The organism is Kitasatospora sp. NPDC088391 (genome assembly GCF_044753345.1).
Taxonomy (GTDB): domain Bacteria; phylum Actinomycetota; class Actinomycetes; order Streptomycetales; family Streptomycetaceae; genus Kitasatospora.
In genome coordinates, this window is the sequence record NZ_JBIVNB010000016.1 from 71030 (window position 1) to 90012 (window position 18983).

The 18983-nt window shown below is 74.0% G+C and carries 18 protein-coding genes; 8 read left to right on the top strand and 10 right to left on the bottom strand.

The genetic code is table 11. The annotated features are described in order from the left end of the window. Entirely contained in the window at positions 1 to 1830 is a 1830-nt protein-coding gene (locus ACIQBJ_RS32935) for an MFS transporter (protein WP_400718203.1), read from the bottom strand. Between the two features lie 226 nt (positions 1831 to 2056). Between ACIQBJ_RS32935 and ACIQBJ_RS32940 the strand changes: the two genes are divergently transcribed. Then, positions 2057 to 2554, top strand: coding sequence for a DUF6221 family protein (locus ACIQBJ_RS32940; protein WP_400718092.1), 498 nt, complete (start codon positions 2057 to 2059; stop codon positions 2552 to 2554). Positions 2555 to 2637: 83 nt separating this feature from the next. On the opposite strand, the gene ACIQBJ_RS32945 is transcribed toward ACIQBJ_RS32940, so the two are convergent. Both ACIQBJ_RS32945 and ACIQBJ_RS32950 read right to left on the bottom strand, forming a co-directional pair. After that, the gene (locus ACIQBJ_RS32945; RefSeq protein WP_400718094.1) at positions 2638 to 3138 is read right to left on the bottom strand and encodes a DinB family protein; all 501 of its coding nucleotides are present in this window, start codon (positions 3136 to 3138) and stop codon (positions 2638 to 2640) included. Between the two features lie 52 nt (positions 3139 to 3190). Further along, positions 3191 to 5218, bottom strand: coding sequence for a beta-galactosidase (locus tag ACIQBJ_RS32950; RefSeq protein WP_400718096.1), 2028 nt, complete (start codon positions 5216 to 5218; stop codon positions 3191 to 3193). A 267-nt stretch (positions 5219 to 5485) separates the two neighbouring features. Between ACIQBJ_RS32950 and ACIQBJ_RS32955 the strand changes: the two genes are divergently transcribed. From ACIQBJ_RS32955 to ACIQBJ_RS32970, 4 genes are all read left to right on the top strand, one after another. After that, positions 5486 to 6802: an ABC transporter substrate-binding protein gene (locus ACIQBJ_RS32955; protein ID WP_400718099.1), complete on the top strand. Its 1317-nt coding sequence runs from the start codon at positions 5486 to 5488 to the stop codon at positions 6800 to 6802. 204 nt (positions 6803 to 7006) lie between these two features. Continuing rightward, positions 7007 to 7933, top strand: a complete 927-nt coding sequence (locus ACIQBJ_RS32960) for a carbohydrate ABC transporter permease (RefSeq protein WP_400718102.1) — start codon at positions 7007 to 7009, stop codon at positions 7931 to 7933. A gap of 1 nt (position 7934) precedes the next feature. Further along, positions 7935 to 8825, top strand: coding sequence for a carbohydrate ABC transporter permease (locus ACIQBJ_RS32965; RefSeq protein ID WP_400718105.1), 891 nt, complete (start codon positions 7935 to 7937; stop codon positions 8823 to 8825). A gap of 71 nt (positions 8826 to 8896) precedes the next feature. After that, complete coding sequence (locus tag ACIQBJ_RS32970; protein WP_400718108.1) at positions 8897 to 9943, top strand: LacI family DNA-binding transcriptional regulator; 1047 nt, start codon at positions 8897 to 8899, stop codon at positions 9941 to 9943. A 57-nt stretch (positions 9944 to 10000) separates the two neighbouring features. On the opposite strand, the gene ACIQBJ_RS32975 is transcribed toward ACIQBJ_RS32970, so the two are convergent. Together ACIQBJ_RS32975 and ACIQBJ_RS32980 are read right to left on the bottom strand one after the other, a co-directional pair. Next, on the bottom strand, positions 10001 to 10552 hold the full coding sequence (locus tag ACIQBJ_RS32975) for a dihydrofolate reductase family protein (protein ID WP_400718111.1): 552 nt from the start codon (positions 10550 to 10552) through the stop codon (positions 10001 to 10003). An 82-nt stretch (positions 10553 to 10634) separates the two neighbouring features. Beyond that, on the bottom strand, positions 10635 to 11564 hold the full coding sequence (locus tag ACIQBJ_RS32980) for an RNA polymerase subunit sigma-70 (RefSeq protein ID WP_400718114.1): 930 nt from the start codon (positions 11562 to 11564) through the stop codon (positions 10635 to 10637). Between the two features lie 75 nt (positions 11565 to 11639). Between ACIQBJ_RS32980 and ACIQBJ_RS32985 the strand changes: the two genes are divergently transcribed. Further along, positions 11640 to 12617 (top strand): sigma-70 family RNA polymerase sigma factor, encoded by a 978-nt coding sequence (locus ACIQBJ_RS32985; protein ID WP_400718116.1) that lies wholly within the window; start codon positions 11640 to 11642, stop codon positions 12615 to 12617. A 7-nt stretch (positions 12618 to 12624) separates the two neighbouring features. Here ACIQBJ_RS32985 and ACIQBJ_RS32990 read toward each other — a convergent pair whose 3' ends face one another. From ACIQBJ_RS32990 to ACIQBJ_RS33000, 3 genes are all read right to left on the bottom strand, one after another. Further along, positions 12625 to 12903: a hypothetical protein gene (locus tag ACIQBJ_RS32990; protein WP_400718119.1), complete on the bottom strand. Its 279-nt coding sequence runs from the start codon at positions 12901 to 12903 to the stop codon at positions 12625 to 12627. Positions 12904 to 12979: 76 nt separating this feature from the next. After that, positions 12980 to 13519 carry a hypothetical protein gene (locus ACIQBJ_RS32995; protein ID WP_400718122.1) on the bottom strand — a complete coding sequence of 180 codons (540 nt, stop codon included), beginning with the start codon at positions 13517 to 13519 and terminating at the stop codon, positions 12980 to 12982. 46 nt (positions 13520 to 13565) lie between these two features. Next, entirely contained in the window at positions 13566 to 15785 is a 2220-nt protein-coding gene (locus ACIQBJ_RS33000; RefSeq protein ID WP_400718125.1) for an MMPL family transporter, read from the bottom strand. A 108-nt stretch (positions 15786 to 15893) separates the two neighbouring features. Between ACIQBJ_RS33000 and ACIQBJ_RS33005 the strand changes: the two genes are divergently transcribed. Continuing rightward, positions 15894 to 16478, top strand: a complete 585-nt coding sequence (locus ACIQBJ_RS33005) for a TetR/AcrR family transcriptional regulator (RefSeq protein WP_400718127.1) — start codon at positions 15894 to 15896, stop codon at positions 16476 to 16478. A 21-nt stretch (positions 16479 to 16499) separates the two neighbouring features. Here ACIQBJ_RS33005 and ACIQBJ_RS33010 read toward each other — a convergent pair whose 3' ends face one another. Next, a complete protein-coding gene (locus ACIQBJ_RS33010; RefSeq protein WP_400718129.1) occupies positions 16500 to 17303 on the bottom strand; it encodes an SDR family NAD(P)-dependent oxidoreductase in 804 nt (267 codons plus the stop codon). 115 nt (positions 17304 to 17418) lie between these two features. Between ACIQBJ_RS33010 and ACIQBJ_RS33015 the strand changes: the two genes are divergently transcribed. After that, on the top strand, positions 17419 to 18000 hold the full coding sequence (locus ACIQBJ_RS33015) for a TetR/AcrR family transcriptional regulator (protein ID WP_400718132.1): 582 nt from the start codon (positions 17419 to 17421) through the stop codon (positions 17998 to 18000). 99 nt (positions 18001 to 18099) lie between these two features. Here ACIQBJ_RS33015 and efeU read toward each other — a convergent pair whose 3' ends face one another. After that, a complete protein-coding gene (efeU, locus tag ACIQBJ_RS33020) occupies positions 18100 to 18951 on the bottom strand; it encodes an iron uptake transporter permease EfeU (RefSeq protein WP_400718134.1) in 852 nt (283 codons plus the stop codon). Between the last annotated feature and the right edge of the window lie 32 nt (positions 18952 to 18983).

Sequence of the window (18983 nt, forward strand, 5' to 3'; positions counted from 1 at the left end):
TCAGGCAACTCCGCGGGCGGCTGGGGCGTTCCCGTCCGCGGCGTCGTTCCCCCCGTTGCCCGCGGCGCCGTCCGCACCGGCACCCGCACCGCCGTCCGTACCCGCGCCCGCGCCCGGGCCGCCGTCCGGCACCGGCTTCCCGTCCCGGCCGCGCAGCAGCGAGGCCGCGGCGGCGACCAGGGACATCACGATGGCGAGCGAGAAGACCACCATCAGGCCGTCGTGGAACGGGCCGGAGATCAGGTTCGGGAAGAACTCCCGGCCGGTGAGGGTCTGCGCGTTGGCGGCGGGCAGCGTGGACAGCACGTGCGGGCCGAGCAGTTCGTGGATCGGGTTGTAGCCCAGGAAGGCCGCGAACAGCGTTCCCACGGGCGGGAGCTGGGCGACCGCGTGGGCGTCGGCCGGGGAGACGCCCTGGGCGGTGAGGCCGTCGTTCAGGGTCTGCGGGAGGGAGCCGGCCAGGCCGGCCACCATCAGCGAGAAGAAGACGCCGATCGAGAGCACCATGCCGGCGTTCTGGAAGGTGGCCCGCATGCCGGAGGCCGCGCCGCGGTCGGCGGCCGGAACGCTGGACATCACCAGCGCGGTGTTGGGCGCGGCGAACAGGCCGCCGCCGAGGCCGTTGAGGAAGACCAGCAGGGAGAACCAGACGTACCCGAAGTCGGTGGGCAGGAGCAGCAGTCCGGCGAACGAGGCGGCCATCACCACCAGGCCGCCGGCCGCGAACAGCCGGGCGCCGAACCGGTCGGAGAGGTAGCCGGCGACCGGTCCGGCCGCCAGGAAGCCGACGGTGAGCGGCACCAGGTAGATGCCGGCCCAGAGCGGGGTCTGCTCGTACTCGTAGCCGTGCAGCGGCAGCCAGATGCCCTGCAGCCAGATGATCAGCATGAACTGGAGGCCGCCGCGGGCGACCGAGCCGAGCAGGGTGGCCAGGTTGCCGCCGGCGAAGACCGGGTCGCGGAACAGGCGCAGCGGGAACATCGGTTCGGCGACCCGGCTCTCGATCACGCAGAACGCGAGCAGGACGGCGGTGCCGCCGATCAGGCCGGCCAGCACCCAGGGGTTGGTCCAGCCCATGGTGTGGCCGCCGTAGGGCTGGATGCCGTAGGTGATGCCGGCGAGCAGCGCGGTGAGGCCGACGGCGAAGCTGACGTTGCCCCACCAGTCGATCTTCCCGGGGCGGCGGACGCCGGTCTCGTGCAGCGAGCGGTAGGCCCAGACGGTGCCGATGATGCCGATCGGGACGTTGACCCAGAAGATCGACCGCCAGTTCCACTCGGCGAGCAGGCCGCCCAGCACCAGGCCGACGAAGGAGCCCGCGATGGCGGCGACCATGTTGACGCCGAGGGCCATGCCGCGCTGCCGGGCCGGGAAGGCGTCGGTGATGATCGCGGCGGAGTTGGCCATCAGCATCGCGCCGCCGACGGCCTGGAGCACCCGCCAGCCGATCAGCCAGAGCGCGCCGCCGCCGCCGTCCATCGGGTCGAGCGAGAGGATCACTGAGGTGACGGTGAAGATCAGGAATCCGGCGTTGTAGATCCGCACCCGGCCCCAGATGTCGCCGAGCCGGCCGAGCGTGACCACCAGGACGGCAGTGACCAGCATGTAGCCCATCAGCATCCAGAGCAGGTAGCTGACGTTGCCGGGCTCCAGCGGGTTCAGGTGGATGCCGTTGAAGATCGCGGGCAGCGAGATCAGCACGATCGAGGAGTTGATCGTGGCGATCAGCATGCCGAGCGTGGTGTTCGACAGCGCGATCCATTTGTAGCGGGGGTGCTCCGCCCCGACCCACCGCTGCTTCCTCGCGTCCGTGCCCGCGTCCGCGCCCATCCGCGCCATCTCCCGCCCGCCCCTCGGAGCCACCGATCCGATAGTTAGCTGATGTGAACTAAATTACCGCCACCCGCCGCCCACCACCAGACCCCGCCACCGGACCACGGCCACCCGACCCCGGCCACCGGGCCCGACCGGCAGGCCCTAAAGTCGTGGCCCACGGATGCCGCGCGCGCCCCGCCCGGCCCGTCCCCGCCCCCACCATCGCTGCGGAGTCGAACCCGTGAACGACGGAACCGTGCACGACGATCCGGTGACGGCCGCCCTGGTGGCCTTCCTTCGGGCCCGGCTGGAGGAGGACGAGCGAGCGGCCCGGGCCGCGACCGGCGGGCCCTGGACGGCGGACCCGGTGACGGGGGTGGTGCGCGGCGCGGACGCGGCGGTGGTCGCGGAGGTGCGCGTCTCGGCGGCCGACGCACTGCACCTGGCCCGGCACGATCCGCGGCGGGCCTTGCTCCGCGCGTACGCCCTGCGGCAGGTGGTGGATGCCGCCGCCACCGGTTGCGGCCCGGCCTGCCGCGCCGAACACGCCTTCGACCGGGGCTGCGCGCTGCACCGACTGGGCCCCGTCCACGAGCAGGACGGGGCCCGTTGGCTGATCGACGACACCGGCGCCCGGCACGAACCCCCGCCGGTCGTCACGGCCTGGACGCTGCGCCTGCTCGCCCTCCCGTACGCCCATCACCCGGACCACCGCCCGGAGTGGGCGCCGGGCCGCTGACCGAGCAACCGGCACCCCGCTGCTGGCGGCCCGTTCCGCTCCTGAACGCTCCGCCCCGGACCGCCCGCTCCCGCCCCGGCGGCTCAGCCGAGGACCAACCGCTGCCTGCCGTCGATGAGTTCGCGCACCGCGTCCAGGTGCCCGGCGTGGGTGGCGGTCTCGGTGATGACGTGCAGGACGACCTCGCGCAAGGTGTCGTAGCGCCAGCCGCCGAAGAAGTCCGGCCACCAGGCGGGGGCGGCGTCCAGGTCGGCGCCGGCCAGCACGGCGTCGGCGCGGGCGCTCTCCTCCCGGTAGCGGGCGAAGACCTGTTCGGCCGTCAGCTCCGCCGAAGGGTGCCAGGCGTCGTCGGCGGCTCCGAGGATCTCCTCGATCGCGGCCGGTTCGCCCGCCGCGACCGCCCGGAACCAGAACTTCTCGTCGTCCAGGGCGAGGTGGTGCACCAGCCCGAGGCACGTCCACCCGGAGGGCAGGACGGGGCGGCGCAGCGCCTCCTCGTCCAGCCCTTCCAGGATCTCCATGACGTGCGCGCGCTTGCCGTTCAGGACGCCGGTCAGCGTCGCCAGTTCAGTGGTGTCGGCCATGCCGGGGACGCTACCGGCCCGGACCGACAGCGCGTCCCCGACCGGCGGACCCTCAGTACCGGACCACCCGGGTGCCCCCGGCCGGGACGGTGACGCTGCCCGGGACGGGCGTGCCGGTGAGGAGTTCGGTGCCGGGGGCGGCGAGCGGCAGGACGGCGTCGGTGTCGGCGTGGTTGACGGCGAACAGGTAGCGCCGCCCGTCCTCGGCGGCCCGCTCGACCACCTCCAGGTCGTGCGGGAGTCGAGGGAGCGTCAACCCGGCGTCGGCGGAGGCGAGTTCGACGATCCGGGCGAGTCCGGCGGCGTCCAGGCGGGCCGAGACGTAGTAGGCGTGGCCGGTGCCGGCGGCGTGCCGGGTGACGGCGGGCTGTCCGGCGGCGGGGCCGTCGGCGTAGCGGTACAGGACTTCGGCGCCGTCCGGCACCACGTACTCGGTCCAGGCGTCGGCGCGCAGCGCGGGGCCGCCGTCGACGGCGGCCAGGGCGACCTCCTGGCCGGCCCGGAGCGGGGCGAACTCCTCGACGGCGAGGCCGAGGACCTCGCGCAGCGCGCCGGGGTGCGGGCCGGGGTGGACGGTGTCGTGCTCGTCGACGATGCCGGAGAAGCAGGAGACGACGAGGGTGCCGCCGTTCTCGACGTACTGGCGGAGGTTGCGGGCGGCGGCCTCGGTCATCAGGTAGAGGGCGGGGGCGACGACCAGCGGGTAGCGGCCCAACTCGGCCTCGGGGTGGGCGAAGTCGACGGTGAGGTGGGCGTCCCAGGTGGCGGCGTACCAGGCGTCGGCGCGTTCGCGGGCGTCGAGGTCGACGCTGGGGCGCCACTCCAGGCGCTGGGCCCACCAGGACTCCCAGTCCCAGAGCAGGGCGGCGTCGGACCGCACCAGGCTGTCGCGGATCTCCGCGAGCTTCCCCAACTCCGCGCCGAGGGAGACGACTTCGCGCCAGATCCGGCTGGAGGTCCCGGCGTGCGGGAGCATCGCGGAGTGGAACTTCTCGGCGCCGTACCGGGAGGCCCGCCACTGGAAGAACATCGCGCCCTCGGAGCCGCGGGCGACGTGCGCGAGGCTGTTGCGGGCGAGTTCGCCGGGGCGCTTGGCGAGGTTGCGGGGCTGCCAGTTGACGGCGCCGGTGGAGTGTTCGAGCAGCAGCCAGGGGCGACCGCCGGCCACCGAGCGGGTGAGGTCGGCGGCCATCGCCAGGTTGAGGTGGCTGCGCGGGTCCTCGGCGACCAGGTAGTGGTCGTTGGCGACCAGGTCGACCTCGCGGCCCCAGGCCCAGTAGTCCAGCGACTGGCACTGGCTGAGCGCGGTCATGAAGTTGGTGGTGACGGGGATGCCGGGGGCGAGCCGGTGCAGCAGGTCGCGTTCGCGCTTGAAGTTGGCGAGGATCGCGTCGTTGGTGAAGCGGGCGTAGTCGAGCTGCTGGGCGGGGTTGCCGGCGGTGGGGGTCAGCCGGGGCGGCCGGACGTCGTCCCAGCGGGTGTAGCGCTGGCCCCAGAAGGCGGTGCCCCAGGCGGAGTTGAGTTCCTTCAGGGTGCCGTACCGCTCGCCCAGCCAGCGCCGGAAGTGGGCGGCCGATTCGTCGCAGTAGCAGTCGCTGACCGGGACGCCGTACTCGTTGTGGACGTGCCAGAGGGCGACGGCGGGGTGGCTGCCGTAGCGGCGGGCGAGCTGTTCGGTGATGGCGGCGGCGGCGTGCTGGTAGGCGGGCGAGCTGTGGCAGATCGCGCCGCGCGAGCCGAAGGAGTGCCGGTGGCCCTCGCGGGTGACGGGCAGCGCCTCGGGGTGGTCGCGGTAGAACCAGGCGGGCGGGACGACGGTGGGGGTGGCCAGGTCGGCCCGGATGCCGTGCGCGTGCAGCAGGTCGAGCAGCCGGTCCAGCCAGCCGAACTCGTAGCTGCCGCGCTCGGGTTCGAGCAGCGCCCAGGAGAAGATCCCGACGCTGACCATGGTGACGCCGGCCTCGCCCATCAGCCGGACGTCCTCGGCCCAGACCTCCTCCGGCCACTGCTCGGGGTTGTAGTCGCCGCCGTAGGCGAGCGGGGCGAGTCCGAGCGGGCGGGGGTACCGGGGGTGATCCATGGGGTGCTCCATCGAGAAGAACTGTGAACGTGCACACCCCGTTGACCACCGGGCCGCGCTGTGTCTCGCCCAGATAACCGTATGACTTCAGGGATTGACAAGTATCTCCCGGGTTTCCGTACTGTGAACGTGCACAGCAGCCGGACCGGCCCGGGCCCCCTCGCGTCGAGTCCCCGCTCGTGCCGGCGGCCGCCGCGCGCCCCCTCGCCCGGCGGCCGTCCACGACTTCCCTCACCCCGCGTCCCCGTGATCCTCGGGAGGATCTCCATGCACCGTCGCCTCGCCCTCGCCGCGGCCGCCACCCTGTGCGGCACCCTCGCGCTGTCCGCGTGCTCGTCCGACGGCGGTTCCGGCGACGCCCCCGCGGCGGCGTCCGGTCCGGTCAAGCTGACCTTCTGGTCCTGGGCGCCGAACATGGACAAGGTCGCCGAGGTCTGGAACAGGACCCACCCGGACGTCCAGGTCAGCGTGCTCAAGCAGGCCGGCGGCGACGACCTGGTGACCAAGACCATCACCGCCGCGAAGGCCGGCAACGCGCCGGACCTGATCCAGGCCGAGTACCAGGCGCTGCCGACCCTGGTCTCCAACGACGTGCTCGCCGACATCGCCCAGCAGGCGGGCGGCGCGAAGCCGCAGTTCGCCGACGGGGTGTGGAAGCAGGTCACGCTCGGCTCCGACGCGGTCTACGCGATCCCCGAGGACACCGCGCCGCTGGCCTTCTACTACCGCAAGGACCTGTTCCAGCAGTACGGCCTCACCGTGCCCACCAGCTGGGACGAGTTCGCGGCCGCCGCCCGCGCGCTCAAGCAGAAGGCCCCGGAGAAGTCGCTCACCACCTTCTCCGCCAACGACCCGGGCCTGTTCGCCGGCCTGGCCCAGCAGGCGGGCGCCAAGTGGTGGACCGCCGCGGGCGACAGGTGGAGCGTGGCGATCGACGACCCGGCTACGAAGAAGGTCGCGGACTTCTGGTCCGGCCTGGTGAAGGACGGCGCGGTCGACAACCAGCCGATGTACACCCCGTCGTGGAGCAAGGCGCTGAACGACGGCACCCAGATCGGCTGGGTGTCGGCGGTGTGGGCGCCGGGCGTGCTGACCAGCTCGGCCCCGGACACCAAGGGCAAGTGGGCGATGGCCCCGCTGCCGCAGTGGCAGGCCGGCGCGGCGGTGACGGGCAGCTGGGGCGGCTCGGCGACCGGCGTCACCACGGGCGCGGTGAAGTCGGGGCACGCGGACGCGGCCGCGAAGTTCGCCACCTGGCTGAACACCGACCCGGAGGCGCTGGCGGCGCTGGTGAAGGAGGCCAACATCTACCCGGCGGCGACCTCGGCGCAGAGCGGCGGCCTGCTGTCGGCGGCCCCGGAGTTCTTCGCCGACCAGGCGGACTTCTACCCGAAGGCGGCGGAGATCGCCAAGGGCACGGCGGCGGCGGCCTGGGGGCCGAACGTGAACGTGGCGTACTCGACCTTCAAGGACGCGTTCGGCAAGGCGGCGCAGGAGAAGGGCGACTTCTCCGCGGCGCTGGCGGCGATGCAGCAGTCCACGGTGGCGGACCTGAAGAAGAACGGTTTCCAGGTCGCCGGCTGAGTCCTCCCCGTCCGGCCCCGGCATCCTGTCCGACCCCGGCATCCTGTCCGACCCCGGCATCCTGTCCGGCCCGCACGGCCTGCCCGGCCCCGACGCCCCGTCCCGGCCCGCACGCCCCGTCGGGGCCGGGCCGCAGTCCCCCGGTCCGCCGCCCCGCCCGGCGGCGGGCCGGGTCCACCCCTCCCGATCCCGCAAGGAGCCGCCATGGCCTCCCCTCCCCCGCCCCGCCCGGTACGGCGGCGCGGCACGCTCGCGCCGTACGGCTTCCTCGGCCCGGCCGCCCTGCTGTTCACGCTGTTCTTCGCGCTGCCGATCGGCTACGCGGTGTACCTGAGCCTGCGCTCGGTCAGGGTGAAGGGCCTGGGCCTGGGGTCGCACGCCCGCACCGAGGTGTGGGCGGGGCTGTCGAACTACGCCTCGGCGCTGTCGGACTCCGAGCTGCTCGCGGGCTCCGGCCGGGTGCTGCTGTACGGGGCGCTGCTGGTGCCGACGATGCTGGGGGCGGCGCTGTTCCTGGCGCTGCTGCTGGACGTGCCGCGGGTGCGGCTGCGGGCGTTCTCCCGGCTGGTGATCTTCCTGCCGTACGCGGTGCCGGGGATCGTCGCCTCCACGCTGTGGGGGTTCCTGTACCTGCCGGAGGTCAGCCCCGGCTACTACCTGCTGCGGCAGGCGGGGCTGGGCGGCCCGGACCTGCTGCACGGCGGCGGGCTGTACCTGGCGATGGCGAACATCGCGGTCTGGGGCGGCACCGGCTTCAACATGATCGTCATCTACACCTCGCTGCGGGCGCTGCCGGGCGAGCTGTACGAGGCGGCCCGGCTGGACGGCTGCTCGGAGCTGCAGATCGCGCTCCGGATCAAGATCCCGATGGTGGCGCCCTCGCTGGTGCTGACCTTCTTCTTCTCGATGATCGCGACCCTGCAGGTGTTCGCCGAGCCGATGACCCTCAAGCCGCTGACGAATTCGATGAGTTCGACCTGGTCACCGCTGATGAAGGTGTACCGGGACGCCTTCGTGCAGGGCAACGTGTACTCGGCGGCGGCGACCTCGGTGGTGATCGCGGCAGCCACCCTGCTGCTGTCCTTCGGGTTCCTGAAGCTGGTCGACAAGCGCACCGACGGAGGCAGTTGAGATGAGCACCATCACCCCCGCCCGCCCCCGCACCACCGTGCCGCGCCGGACGGCCCCGTCCCCGCGCCGGACGGCCTGGACGCCGACCCTGCTCCTGCTGCTGGGCGCGGTGTACTGCCTGGTGCCGGTGGTGTGGGTGCTGACGGCGGCGACCAAGAGCCGCGACGAGCTGTTCACCACCTTCACCTACGCGCCGGGGACGGGCTTCTGGGACAACCTGGCCGAGCTGTCCTCCTACCGGGGCGGCGTGTACTGGCAGTGGATGGCGAACTCGGCGCTGTACGCGGGCGCGGGCGCGCTGCTGTCGGCGGCGGTGTCCGGGGCGACCGGCTACGCGCTGGCCAAGTACCGCTTCCGGGGCCGCTCGACGGTGTTCAACGTGCTGCTGGCGGGCGTGCTGATGCCGCCGATCACGCTGGCCGTCCCGCAGTACCTGCTGATGGCGAAGGCCGGCCTGGCGGACAGCTACTGGTCGGTGCTGCTGCCGAGCGTGCTGTCGCCGTACGGGATCTACCTGTCGCGGATCTACGCGGAGGCGGCGATCCCGGACGAGGTGGTGGAGGCGGCGCGGGTGGACGGGGCGCGCGAGTGGCGGCTGTTCCGGAGCGTGGCGCTGCCGATGATGGTGCCGGGGCTGGTGACGGTGTTCCTGTTCCAGTTCGTGGCGATCTGGAACAACTTCCTGCTGCCGTACATCATGCTCGGCGACGACCACAGGTTCCCGGTGACGGTGGGCCTGTACTCGCTGCTCCAGCAGGGCGCGAACGAGCCGGCCCTGTACACCCTGGTGATCACCGGCGCGCTGCTGTCGGTGCTGCCGCTGGTCGCGCTGTTCCTCGGGCTGCAGCGGTACTGGCGGGTCGACCTGCTCTCCGGCGCGGTGAAGTCCTGACGGGCCGTCGGTCGCCCCGTCCCGCCAGTACAGTGGCCCCGACACCTCGATCTGCAAGGACCCGCATCCCGATGACGGAACCAGCGCCCCGCGGCCGGGCGGCCGGACGGCCGAAGCGCCCGCCGACCATCCACGACGTCGCCGCGGTGGCGGGCGTCTCGCGCGGCACGGTCTCCCGGGTGCTGCAGGGCGGGCACAACGTCAGCCCGGCCTCGCGGCGGGCGGTGGAGGCGGCGATCGCCGAGCTGGGCTACGTGGTGAACCGGGCGGCCCGCAGCCTGGTGACGCAGCGCTCCGGTTCGGTGGCGTTCCTGCTGACGGAGCCGCAGGAGCGGTTCTTCGAGGACCCCAACTTCACGACGCTGCTGCGGGGTTGCACGGCGGCGCTGGCGGAGCACGACATCCCGCTGCTGCTGATGACGGCGGGCGACGACGCGGAGCGCCGCCGGGTGACGCGCTACCTGGCGGCGGGGCACGTGGACGGCGTGCTGCTGGTCTCCTCGCACCGGGGCAACCCGATGATCGAGCACCTGCGGGAGGCGGACATCCCGATGGTGTGCTGCGGCCGCCCTCTGGGCCAGCGCGGCCGGGTGCCGTACGTGGCGGCGGACGACCGGGAGGGCGCCAAGGACCTGGTGCGCCACCTGCTGGGGTCGGGCCGGTCCCGGATCGCCACGGTCGCGGGCCCGCAGGACACCCCGGGCGGGGTGGAGCGGCTGGCCGGCTACCGGGAGGTGCTGGCCGAGTACGGGCTGCCGGTGGACGAGGCGCTGGTCGCGCAGGGCGACTACAGCCGGGCCGGCGGGGAGGCCGCGATGCGCGAACTCCTCTCCCGGGCACCGGACTTGGACGCCGTCTTCGTGGCCTCCGACCTGATGGCGGACGGCGCGCTGTCGGCCCTGGAGCACGCGGGCCGCTCGGTGCCGGGGGACGTCGCGGTCGGCGGTTTCGACGACTCGCCGGTGGCGGCGGGCGCCCGTCCGCCGCTGACGACGATAAGGCAGCCCTGGGACCGGATCTCCGCCGAGATGGTCCGCCTGCTGCTGGACCGGATCGCCGGCCACGACGCGCCGACGGTGATCCTGCCGACCGAGCTGGTGGTCCGCGACTCCGCCTGAGAACGCCGCCGTCCCCCCGGCCCCGGTGACGGTCCGTCACCGGGGCCGGCGGCTTCGTCAGGCCCGGACGTACCGGCTGTAGAGGTGCGGTCCGACGGGTTCGGCCTGCGCGCAGCGGAAGCCGCCGGTGGCGGCGCCCTCCGGGAACAGGCGGCTGCCGGTGCCGAGCAGCACGGGGACGGTGACGAGGCGGTACTCGTCGACCAGGTCGGCCCCGACCAGTTGGTGGACCACGCCGACGCTGCCGGTGACCACGACGTCCCGGGTCTCCGTCCGGACGGCGGCCAGCAGGTCGCCCTCCAGCAGCCGGGAGTTGGCCCAGCCGGAGGCGTCGGTGAGGGTGCGGGTGGCGACCAGCTTGTCGGCGGCGTTCATCCGCTGCGAGAACTCGTCCTCCCGGGTGGGCCAGAGTTCCCCGAAGTGCTGCCAGGTGCGGCGGCCGAGCAGCAGCACGCCGTCCCGCAGCAGGCCGCCGAGGCGGAACTTGTCGCCGACCACGTGTTCCGGCCCGTAGCGGAACATCCAGCCGCCGGGGGCGGTGCCGTCCGAGCCGTCCGGGTCCGCGGTGCGGCCGTCGAGGGTGGTGAAGCCGATGACGATGACGCTCATGGTGGTGCTTCCTTCCGGTGCGGTGTCTCACCGGTACGTACCGGCGGCGGCGCCGGAACTCATCGGCGCGGCGGGCCCGGGTTCAGCGGGCCTGCTCCGGCAGGCCGAAGGTGCGCAGCACGGCCGGGTCGGTGAAGACCGTGTTGCGGGTGACCAGGCCGTCGGCGAACTCCAGCAGTTGGACGCTGTGCAGCAGGTGGCGGTCGCCGTCCCGCGCGTAGGCGGCGAACGCGGGCTGGCCGTTCGCGCCGACCGGGCGGGTGCGCCAGTCGGTGCCGCGCATCGCGTACACCCGGGCCATGAACTGTCCGTAGGGCCGGGCGCCGCGGTACCAGAGCGCGAGCGGCGGCATCTCCAGGACGGCGTCCCGGGCGAGCAGGCCGACCAGGGCGGGCACGTCGGCGGCCTCGAACGCGGCGAGGTAGCGGTCGACGGCCGCGCGCTCCCCGTGCTCCCCGTGTTCCCGGAGCCGGTCGGCGGACCGGGCCGCCCCGTGCTCCGCGAGGGTGGCCCGGGCCCGCTGCAGGGCGCTGTTGACGGCGGGGACGGTGGTCCCCAGCTGCTCGGCGACCTCGGCGGCGCTGAACGCCAGCACCTCCCGCAGCACCAGTGCGGCGCGCTGCCGGGCGGGCAGCAGTTGGACGGCGGCGACCCAGGCCAGCCGCAGGTCGGTGCGGGCGTCCGGGTCGAGGCGGGCGTCCGGGAACGGTTCCAGCCAGGGCACGTCGGGGGCGGGGGCGAGCGGTGCGCCGGGGTCCTCGTCCGGGGCGCCGAGTCCGGCGGGCAGCGGGCGGCGGGCCCGGCCCTCCAGGGCGGTGAGGCAGGCGTTGGTGGCGATCCGGTACAGCCAGGTGCGGACCGAGGCGCGCGCCGGGTCGTAGCGCTCGCGCGCGTTCCAGGCGCGCAGCAGGGTCTCCTGCACCAGGTCCTCGGCGTCGTGGAAGGAGCCGGTCATCCGGTAGCAGTGGGCCGTCAGTTCGCCGCGGTGCGCTTCGAGTTCCACGTGGGGCATCCTGCCGCACGCGCGGGGCCGGCCGCGGTCGCGCCTTGCGTTGTCGGACCCGCGCACTAGGCTGGCCGGGTGCCAATGATCATGGATCGTGACGGGGTGGCGGAGCAGCTGGAGCCGTTCCGGCGGGAGCTGACGGCGTACTGCTACCGGATGCTGGGTTCGGCCTTCGAGGCGGAGGACGCGGTGCAGGAGACGCTGGTCCGCGCCTGGTCGAAGTTCGACGGCTTCGAGGGGCGGTCCGCGCTGCGGACGTGGCTGTACCGGATCGCCACCAACGTGTGCCTGGACATGGCGCCGGCGGCGCAGCGGCGGGCCCGGCCGATGGACCTGACCTCGCCGTGCCCGGCGGCGGCGCCGAACCTGGCGCAGCTGGAGGAGAACCTCTGGGTGGGTCCGGTGCCGGACGAGCGGGTGCTGTCGGGCGATCCGGCGGAGGTCGCGGTGGGCCGGGAGTCGATCCGGCTGGCGTTCGTCTCGGCGCTGCAGAAGCTGCCGGCCCGGCAGCGGGCGGTGCTGATCCTGCGCGAGGTGCTGGCCTGGTCGGCGGCGGAGACGGCGGAGCTGCTGGAGACCTCGGTGCCGTCGGTGAACTCGGCGCTGCAGCGGGCCCGGGCGACGCTGGGCGACCGGCCGGCGACGGGCGAGACCTTCAAGCCGCTGGACGAGACGCAGCGTTCACTGCTGGCCCGGTACGTGCAGGCGTTCGAGTCCTTCGACATCGAGGGCCTGAAGCGGCTGCTGCACGAGGACGCGGTGCTGAACATGCCGCCGTACCAGATGTGGGTGCAGGGCGTGGTGGAGCTCGGCGAGTGGTGGCAGGGCGCGGGCTGCGGCTGCGCGGGCTCCCGGCTGATACCGGTGGCGGCGAACGGCGAGCCGGCCTTCGCCCAGTACCGCCCGGCGGAGGACGGCGAGGGCTGGACGCCGTGGGGCATCACCACCCTGGAGATCGTCGACGGCCGGATCGCCACCATGACCAACCACATGGACGTCGAGCGCCTCTTCCCGCTCTGGAACCTCCCGGCCCGCCTGCCCGCCGAACCGCGCGCCTGACGTCCCGTCAGCCCGTCTCCTGCTCCGCCGGGAGCGCCTCGGCGAGGCCGGTGAGGTCGAGCAGCAGGCGCAGCCGGGGCCCGGCGCCGCGCAGCACCACCTGGTGGCCGGCCCGCCGTCCGAGGACCGCCAGCCTGCCGAGCAGGCCGAGGTCCCCGGGCCCGGGCCGGCGGACCTCGCCGACCAGCAGGACGATCCGGACGGGGGCGGTGCGCCCGTGCAGCAGGGCGGCGAGCCGCTGTTCGGCCCCGCCCCGGTCGCTCGGCGCGAACTCCAGGTTCTCCATGCCCGTGCTGACCGCCGCCCGGCCCGGGATTCATCGGTCCGACCCCGATCCGGCCGAAAACGGCCGGGTCCGGCCGTCAGGCGGTCGCGGCCGGCCGGGCGGTGGAGGCGAAGTCGTCGCCGCTGAGGGCGGCGAAGCGGTCGGCGGTGTCGGCGGTGATCCGGTAGAAGCCCTGCACGCTGACCGCGGACCGCAGCCGGCCGTCCTCGACGTGCTTGAGCTGCCGGACCTTGCCGCGCTGGTTGCACCAGGTGAGGTCGGCGAGGTCGGCGCCGGGCACGGTGGTGTCGAAGCGGACGGGGGTGGCGTCGAGGTGGACGGCCTCGGCGCCGCAGCCGCCCTCGCCGAGCAGCGACCAGCGGCCGTGGCCGTCGGGGGTGCGGCAGCACGGGCGGTCGTCGGCGGGGGCGAGCACCCGCATCCGGCTGACCAGGTGCAGGACGCCGCCCTTGACGTGCACGGCGTACACCTCGCTGTCGGGCCGGGCTCCGGCCCAGCGCGGCAGCGAGGTGTGGACGCCGCTGAACGCGACGGGCGGGCGCTGCCCGGTCAGGCCGGCCCGCTGCAGTTCGCGGCACGTCCAGTGCGTCCACAGCACGGTGAAGTGGTTCGACATGCCTGGACCCTACGGCCGGGTGCCGACACTCCGTCAGCCGCCTCCGTCAGCCGCGCCCCGCGTCCGCGCCCGCCTGCGTCTGCGCGGGCTGCCGGGGCGTGGCGGCGGGGAGGTTCGCGCCCTCGATGTCGACGTCGGGGGTGAGGCGGTCGAGCCAGCGGGGCAGCGCCCAGGCGCGGCGGCCGAGCAGGGCCATCGCGGCGGGGACCAGGGTGAGCCGGACCACGAAGGCGTCGACGAAGACGCCGAAGGCGAGGGCGAAGCCGATCGACTTGATGATCGGGTCGTGGTTGAAGACGAAGCCGCCGAACACCGCGACCATGATCAGCGCGGCGGCGGTGACCACCCGTCCGCTGCGGGCCAGGCCGTGGGTGACGGCCCCGGCGGCGTCGCCGGTGTGCTGGAAGTGCTCGCGCATCCGGCTGACCAGGAACACCTCGTAGTCCATGGCGAGGCCGAACAGCACGCCGATCAGCAGGACCGGCAGGAAGCTGGTCACCGGCCCGGCGGAGGGGATGTCGAGCAGGCCGTTCAGGTGGCCGTGCTGGAAGACCCAGACGGTGGCGCCGAGCGAGGCGGCGATCGACAGCAGGAACCCGAGCACGGCCTTGAGCGGCACCAGCACGGAGCGGAACGCGAGGGCGAGCAGGATCAGCGCGAGCACCACGATCAGGCCGACGAACAGCGGGAGGGCGTCGGCGAGCTTCGCGGAGACGTCGATCGCGGCGGCGGTGGACCCGGCGATGTAGAGGGTGCCGCCCTGGGCGGTGACGGTGTCCTTGTGGGCGCGCAGCCGGTCGACCAGGTCGCTGGTGGCGCGGTCGTCGGGGCCGGTCCTCGGGACGACGGGGACGGCGTACAGGGTGCTGTCGGCGTTGGCGACGGGGCGGCCGACGGCGGCGACGCCGGGGTCGGCGGAGAGCGTGGCGTGCAGGGCGGTGAGCGCGCCCTCGCGGTTCGCGGCGGGCATCGCGCCGGTGTCGACGACGGCGACCAGGGTGGCGTTGAAGCCGGGGCCGAAGCCCTCGCTGAGCAGGTCGTACCCCTTGTGCTGGGTGCTGGCGACGGGCTGCGAGGCGTTGCCGGGCAGGCCGAGGCGCAGGTCGCGGGCGGGCAGGGCGACGGCGAGCAGCGCGACCACGCCGGTGAGCAGCACCAGCAGCGGGCGGCGGGTGACGCCGCGGGCCCAGCGCGCGGACCAGGTCTCCCCGGCCTTCGGGGTCCGGGCGTCCTTCGGGCCCTTCGGTGCCTTCGGTGCCTTGGGGCGCAGCCGTTCGCCGGCCAGGCCGAGCAGGGCGGGGACGAGGGTGACGGCGATCAGGACGGAGAGCAGCACGGTGGCGGCGGCGGCCAGGCCCATCACGGTGAGGAAGGGGATGCCGGTGACGGCGAGCGCGGCGAGCGCGATCACCACGGTGGCGCCGGCGAAGACGACGGCGCTGCCGGCGGTGGCGGTGGCGCGGGCGGCGGACTCCTCGATCCCGCTGCCGGGTTCGGCGAGCTGTTCGCGGTGCCGGGCGATGATGAACAGGGCGTAGTCGATGCCGACGGCGAGGCCGATCATCAGGGCGAGGACGGTCGCGGTGCCGGTCATGTCGACGACGTTGGCGACGAGTTGGGCGCCGAGCACGCCGATGCCGACGCCGACGAAGGCGGTGAGCAGCGGGAGTCCGGCGGCGACCAGCGAGCCGAGGGCGACGGCGAGCACGGCGAACGCAACGACCACGCCGACGATCTCGGCGGGTCCGCCGACCTCGACGGGGGGCGCCATCACGGTGCCGCCGTACTCGACCTGGAGCCCGGCGGCGCGCAGCGGCGCGGTGGAGCCGGTCAGGGCGTCCTTGGCGCTCTCCGGCACCTGGTGCGCGGGCTGCTGGAACTGGACGTCGGCGAAGGCGATCCGCAGGTCGGGCGAGAGGGTCCGCGCGGTGTAGGGGTCGGCGACGTGGACGACGCCGGGGACCTGGGCGGCGTTCTTCAGGCCCTCCTTGACGGCGGCCTTGGCGGCGGGGGCGTCCAGGGTGGTGCCGGGCGGGGCGGCGACCACGATCCGGGCGGTGCCGCCGGCGGATTCGGGGAGTTCGCGCTCCAGCAGGTTCTGGGCCTGCTGGGACTCGATGCCGGGGACGGAGAACTCGTTGCTGACCGGTCCGGCCAGGGTGGTGCCGAGGACGCCGACGACGGCGAGCAGCAGGGCCCACAGTCCGATGACGAGGCCGCGGCGGCGAACCGCCCAGCGTCCCCACGCGTACAGGACCGACGCCATCGCGTCCCCCTCGTGTTCGACAGGCCGTTCGGCAGGCCAGTGGATTATTGCAGCCTAAGGTAACTTTGCAGACGACTGCAAAATTACCGCCACTGGTAGCATGCCGCCATGGCAGAGGGCGCGAGGGAACGCGGCAAGGCCCGGCGCCGGGAGGCGATCCTGCGGGCCGCCTACGGGCTGTTCGCCGAGCGGGGGTTCGACACCACGACGATCGCCGAGATCGCGGACCGCGCGGAGGTCTCGCCGCGCACCGTCACGCTGTACTTCCCGACCAAGCTCGACCTGGCGACCTCGCACCTGTCCGAGTTCACCGAGCGGCTGAGCCGGGCCCTGGAGAGCCGCGCCCCCGGGGTGACGGCCTTCCGGGCACTGGAGGACTGGCTGCGCGAGGACCTCGCCGTCCACGACGGCACGGGCGAGCTGGACGAGCTGCGGGAGCGGATGCTGGACCGCAACCCGCAGCTGCGCGCCCTGGCCGGCAGCGGCCTCGCCGAGGCGATCCAGCAGGGCGCCCGGATCTTCGCCGCCGAGCGCGGCAGCGCCCCCGACGCCTTCGTGCCCCGGATGGTCGCCGCCGCGACCGCCGCCGCCCTCGGCGAGCTGTACGCCCGCCCCACCGAGGCCAACCTGGCGGCCGCGACGGCCTTCCTGTTCGGCGGCATCTCCGCCCTCCCGGCGGACGACCGCCCCTGACGGACCGTCGGGCCGGGCGGCTCAGGAGAAGGTGCCGCCGTCGGCGGACAGCACGCCGCCGGTGATGAACCCGGCCGCGGGCGTGGCGAGGAAGACCACGGTGGCGGCGATCTCCTCGGGGCGGCCGTAGCGGCCGAGCGCGTTGGCGGCGCGCTGCGCGTCGGAGTGCGGGCCGTCCTCCGGGTTCATCTCGGTGTGCACCGAGCCGGGCTGGACCACGTTGACGGTGATGCCGCGCCCCGCCAGCTCCTGGGCGGCGCTGCGGCTGTACGCGGTGACGGCGGCCTTGGTGGCGGAGTAGTCGGCCAGGCCGGGCAGCCCGGGGCGGGCGGCCAGGTTGGAGCCGATGGTGACGATCCGCCCGCCGTCGGCGAGCCGGGTGGCGGCGGCCCGGATCGCGGCGGTCACCCCGGTCACGTTGACGGCCAGCTGGCGGCGCAGCGCCTCCTCGTCGGCGGGCTCGTCGACCCGGCCGCCGGCCAGCACGCCCGCGTTGTTGACCAGGACGTCCAGTCGGCCGAAGTCCGCGGCGACCGCGGCCACGAGGGCGGCGACCTGCCCGGCGTCCGCCTGGTCGGCCCGGTACGCGGCGGCCCGCCGGCCCAGCGCCCCGATCCGCCGGACCACCTCCTCGGCGCGCTCCGCCGAACCGCTGTGGCTGATCGCCACATCGGCCCCGGCGGCGGCCAGGGCGAGCGCGGTGGCCGCGCCGATGCCCCGGGAGCCCCCGGTGACCAGGGCGGTGCGGCCGGCCAGCACATCGGGCGCGAAGGTCCGGGCGGCGGCAGTGACGGTGTTGGCGGCAGTGGTGGCGGTGAGCGTCATGACGGTTTCCCCTCCGAGTTCTGTACCGTGCGGTACACAAGAAGGAAGCTATCATATCGATCGGTACAGAAATCGGGACGGCCGGAACAGCGAACCGGCGGAAGGGCAGGGCGAAGTGACGGGGCGTCCGCGCGCGTTCGACCTCGACGAGCGGCTGGAGTGCGCGATGCGCGTCTTCTGGCGGCACGGCTACGAGGGCACCGCGCTCTCCGACCTGACGGCCGCGATGGGCATCAACCGGCCCAGCCTGTACGCCGCGTACGGCAACAAGGAGGCGCTGTTCGGGCTCTGCCTGGACCACTACCACCGCGGCCCGGCCCGGCACGTGCACGAGGCGCTGGCCGCGCCCACCGCCCGGGCGGTCGCCGAGCGGCTGCTGCGCGGCACCGTCGAGGTGGTCACCCGCCCCGAGGGTCCGGGCTGCCTGCTGGTGCACGGCGCGCTGGCCACCGGCCCCGGCTCGGCCGCCGTCCGGGCCGACGCCACCGCCCGGCGCGCCAGGTCCCGGGCCCGGCTGCGGCAGCGGCTGGAGCAGGCCGCCGACACCGGCGACCTCCCGCCCGGCACCGACCCGGCCGCGCTCGCCGACTACCTGAGCACGCTCACCTACGGCCTGGCCGTGCAGGCCGCCGACGGCACCCCCGCCCCGCACCTGCTGCGCACCGCCGAGTACGCGCTGCGCGTCTGGCCGGCCTGACCCGGCCGCCCCTCGTCGGCCTCCCGGGAACGCCGAACCGCCCGGCCGCCGCGGGGTGCGGCGATCGGGCGGTTCGGGGGTGCGGGTGCCGAGCGGCCGTCAGGCGGCCTTCGGCTCCGCGGCCGGCGTGGGGCGCAGCGGCGGGGCGCCGGCCGCCTTCGGCTTGCGGAAGAAGAAGAACAGCGTCGGCACCAGGTAGAGCAGCCAGACCGTCACCTGGACCACCGTCGGGTCGGGCTGGAAGTTGAACACGCCCTTCAGCAGCGTCCCGTACCAGCTGTCGACCGGGACGGTGCTGGAGATGTTGAACGCCTGGTCGTGCAGGCCGGGCAGCCAGGCGGCCTCCTGGAGGTCGTGCACGCCGTAGGCGAGGACGCCCGCCGCGACCACGACCAGCATGCCGCCGGTCCAGGTGAAGAACTTCGCCAGGTTGATCTTCAGCGCGCCGCGGTAGAACAGCCAGCCCAGCACCGCCGAGGTGAGCAGGCCGAGGACCGCGCCGACCAGCGGGTTCCAGCCGTCGCCGGTGGCCTGCACGGCCGTCCAGATGAACAGCGCCGTCTCCAGGCCCTCGCGGCCGACCGCGAGGAAGGAGGTCACCACCAGGGCGACGGTGCCCATCGCCAGCGCGGCGTCCAGCTTGCCGTGCAGTTCGGACTTCAGGTGGCGGGCGGTGCGCCGCATCCAGAAGACCATCCAGGTGACCAGGCCGACCGCGATGATCGACAGGCTGCCGCCGAGCGCCTCCTGGGCCTCGAAGGACAGCTGGTTGGAGCCGAACTGGAGCACCGCGCCGAACGCCATCGACAGCGCGACGGCGCTGCCGACGCCGGTCCAGACCGGGCCGAGGCGGTCCTTGCGGCCGGTCTTGACGAGGTAGGCGATCAGGATGCAGACCACCAGGCTGGCTTCGAGGCCCTCGCGCAGGCCGATCAGGTAGTTGGCGAACACGGCGGTTCTCCTCCTTCGGGACTTCAGAAGAG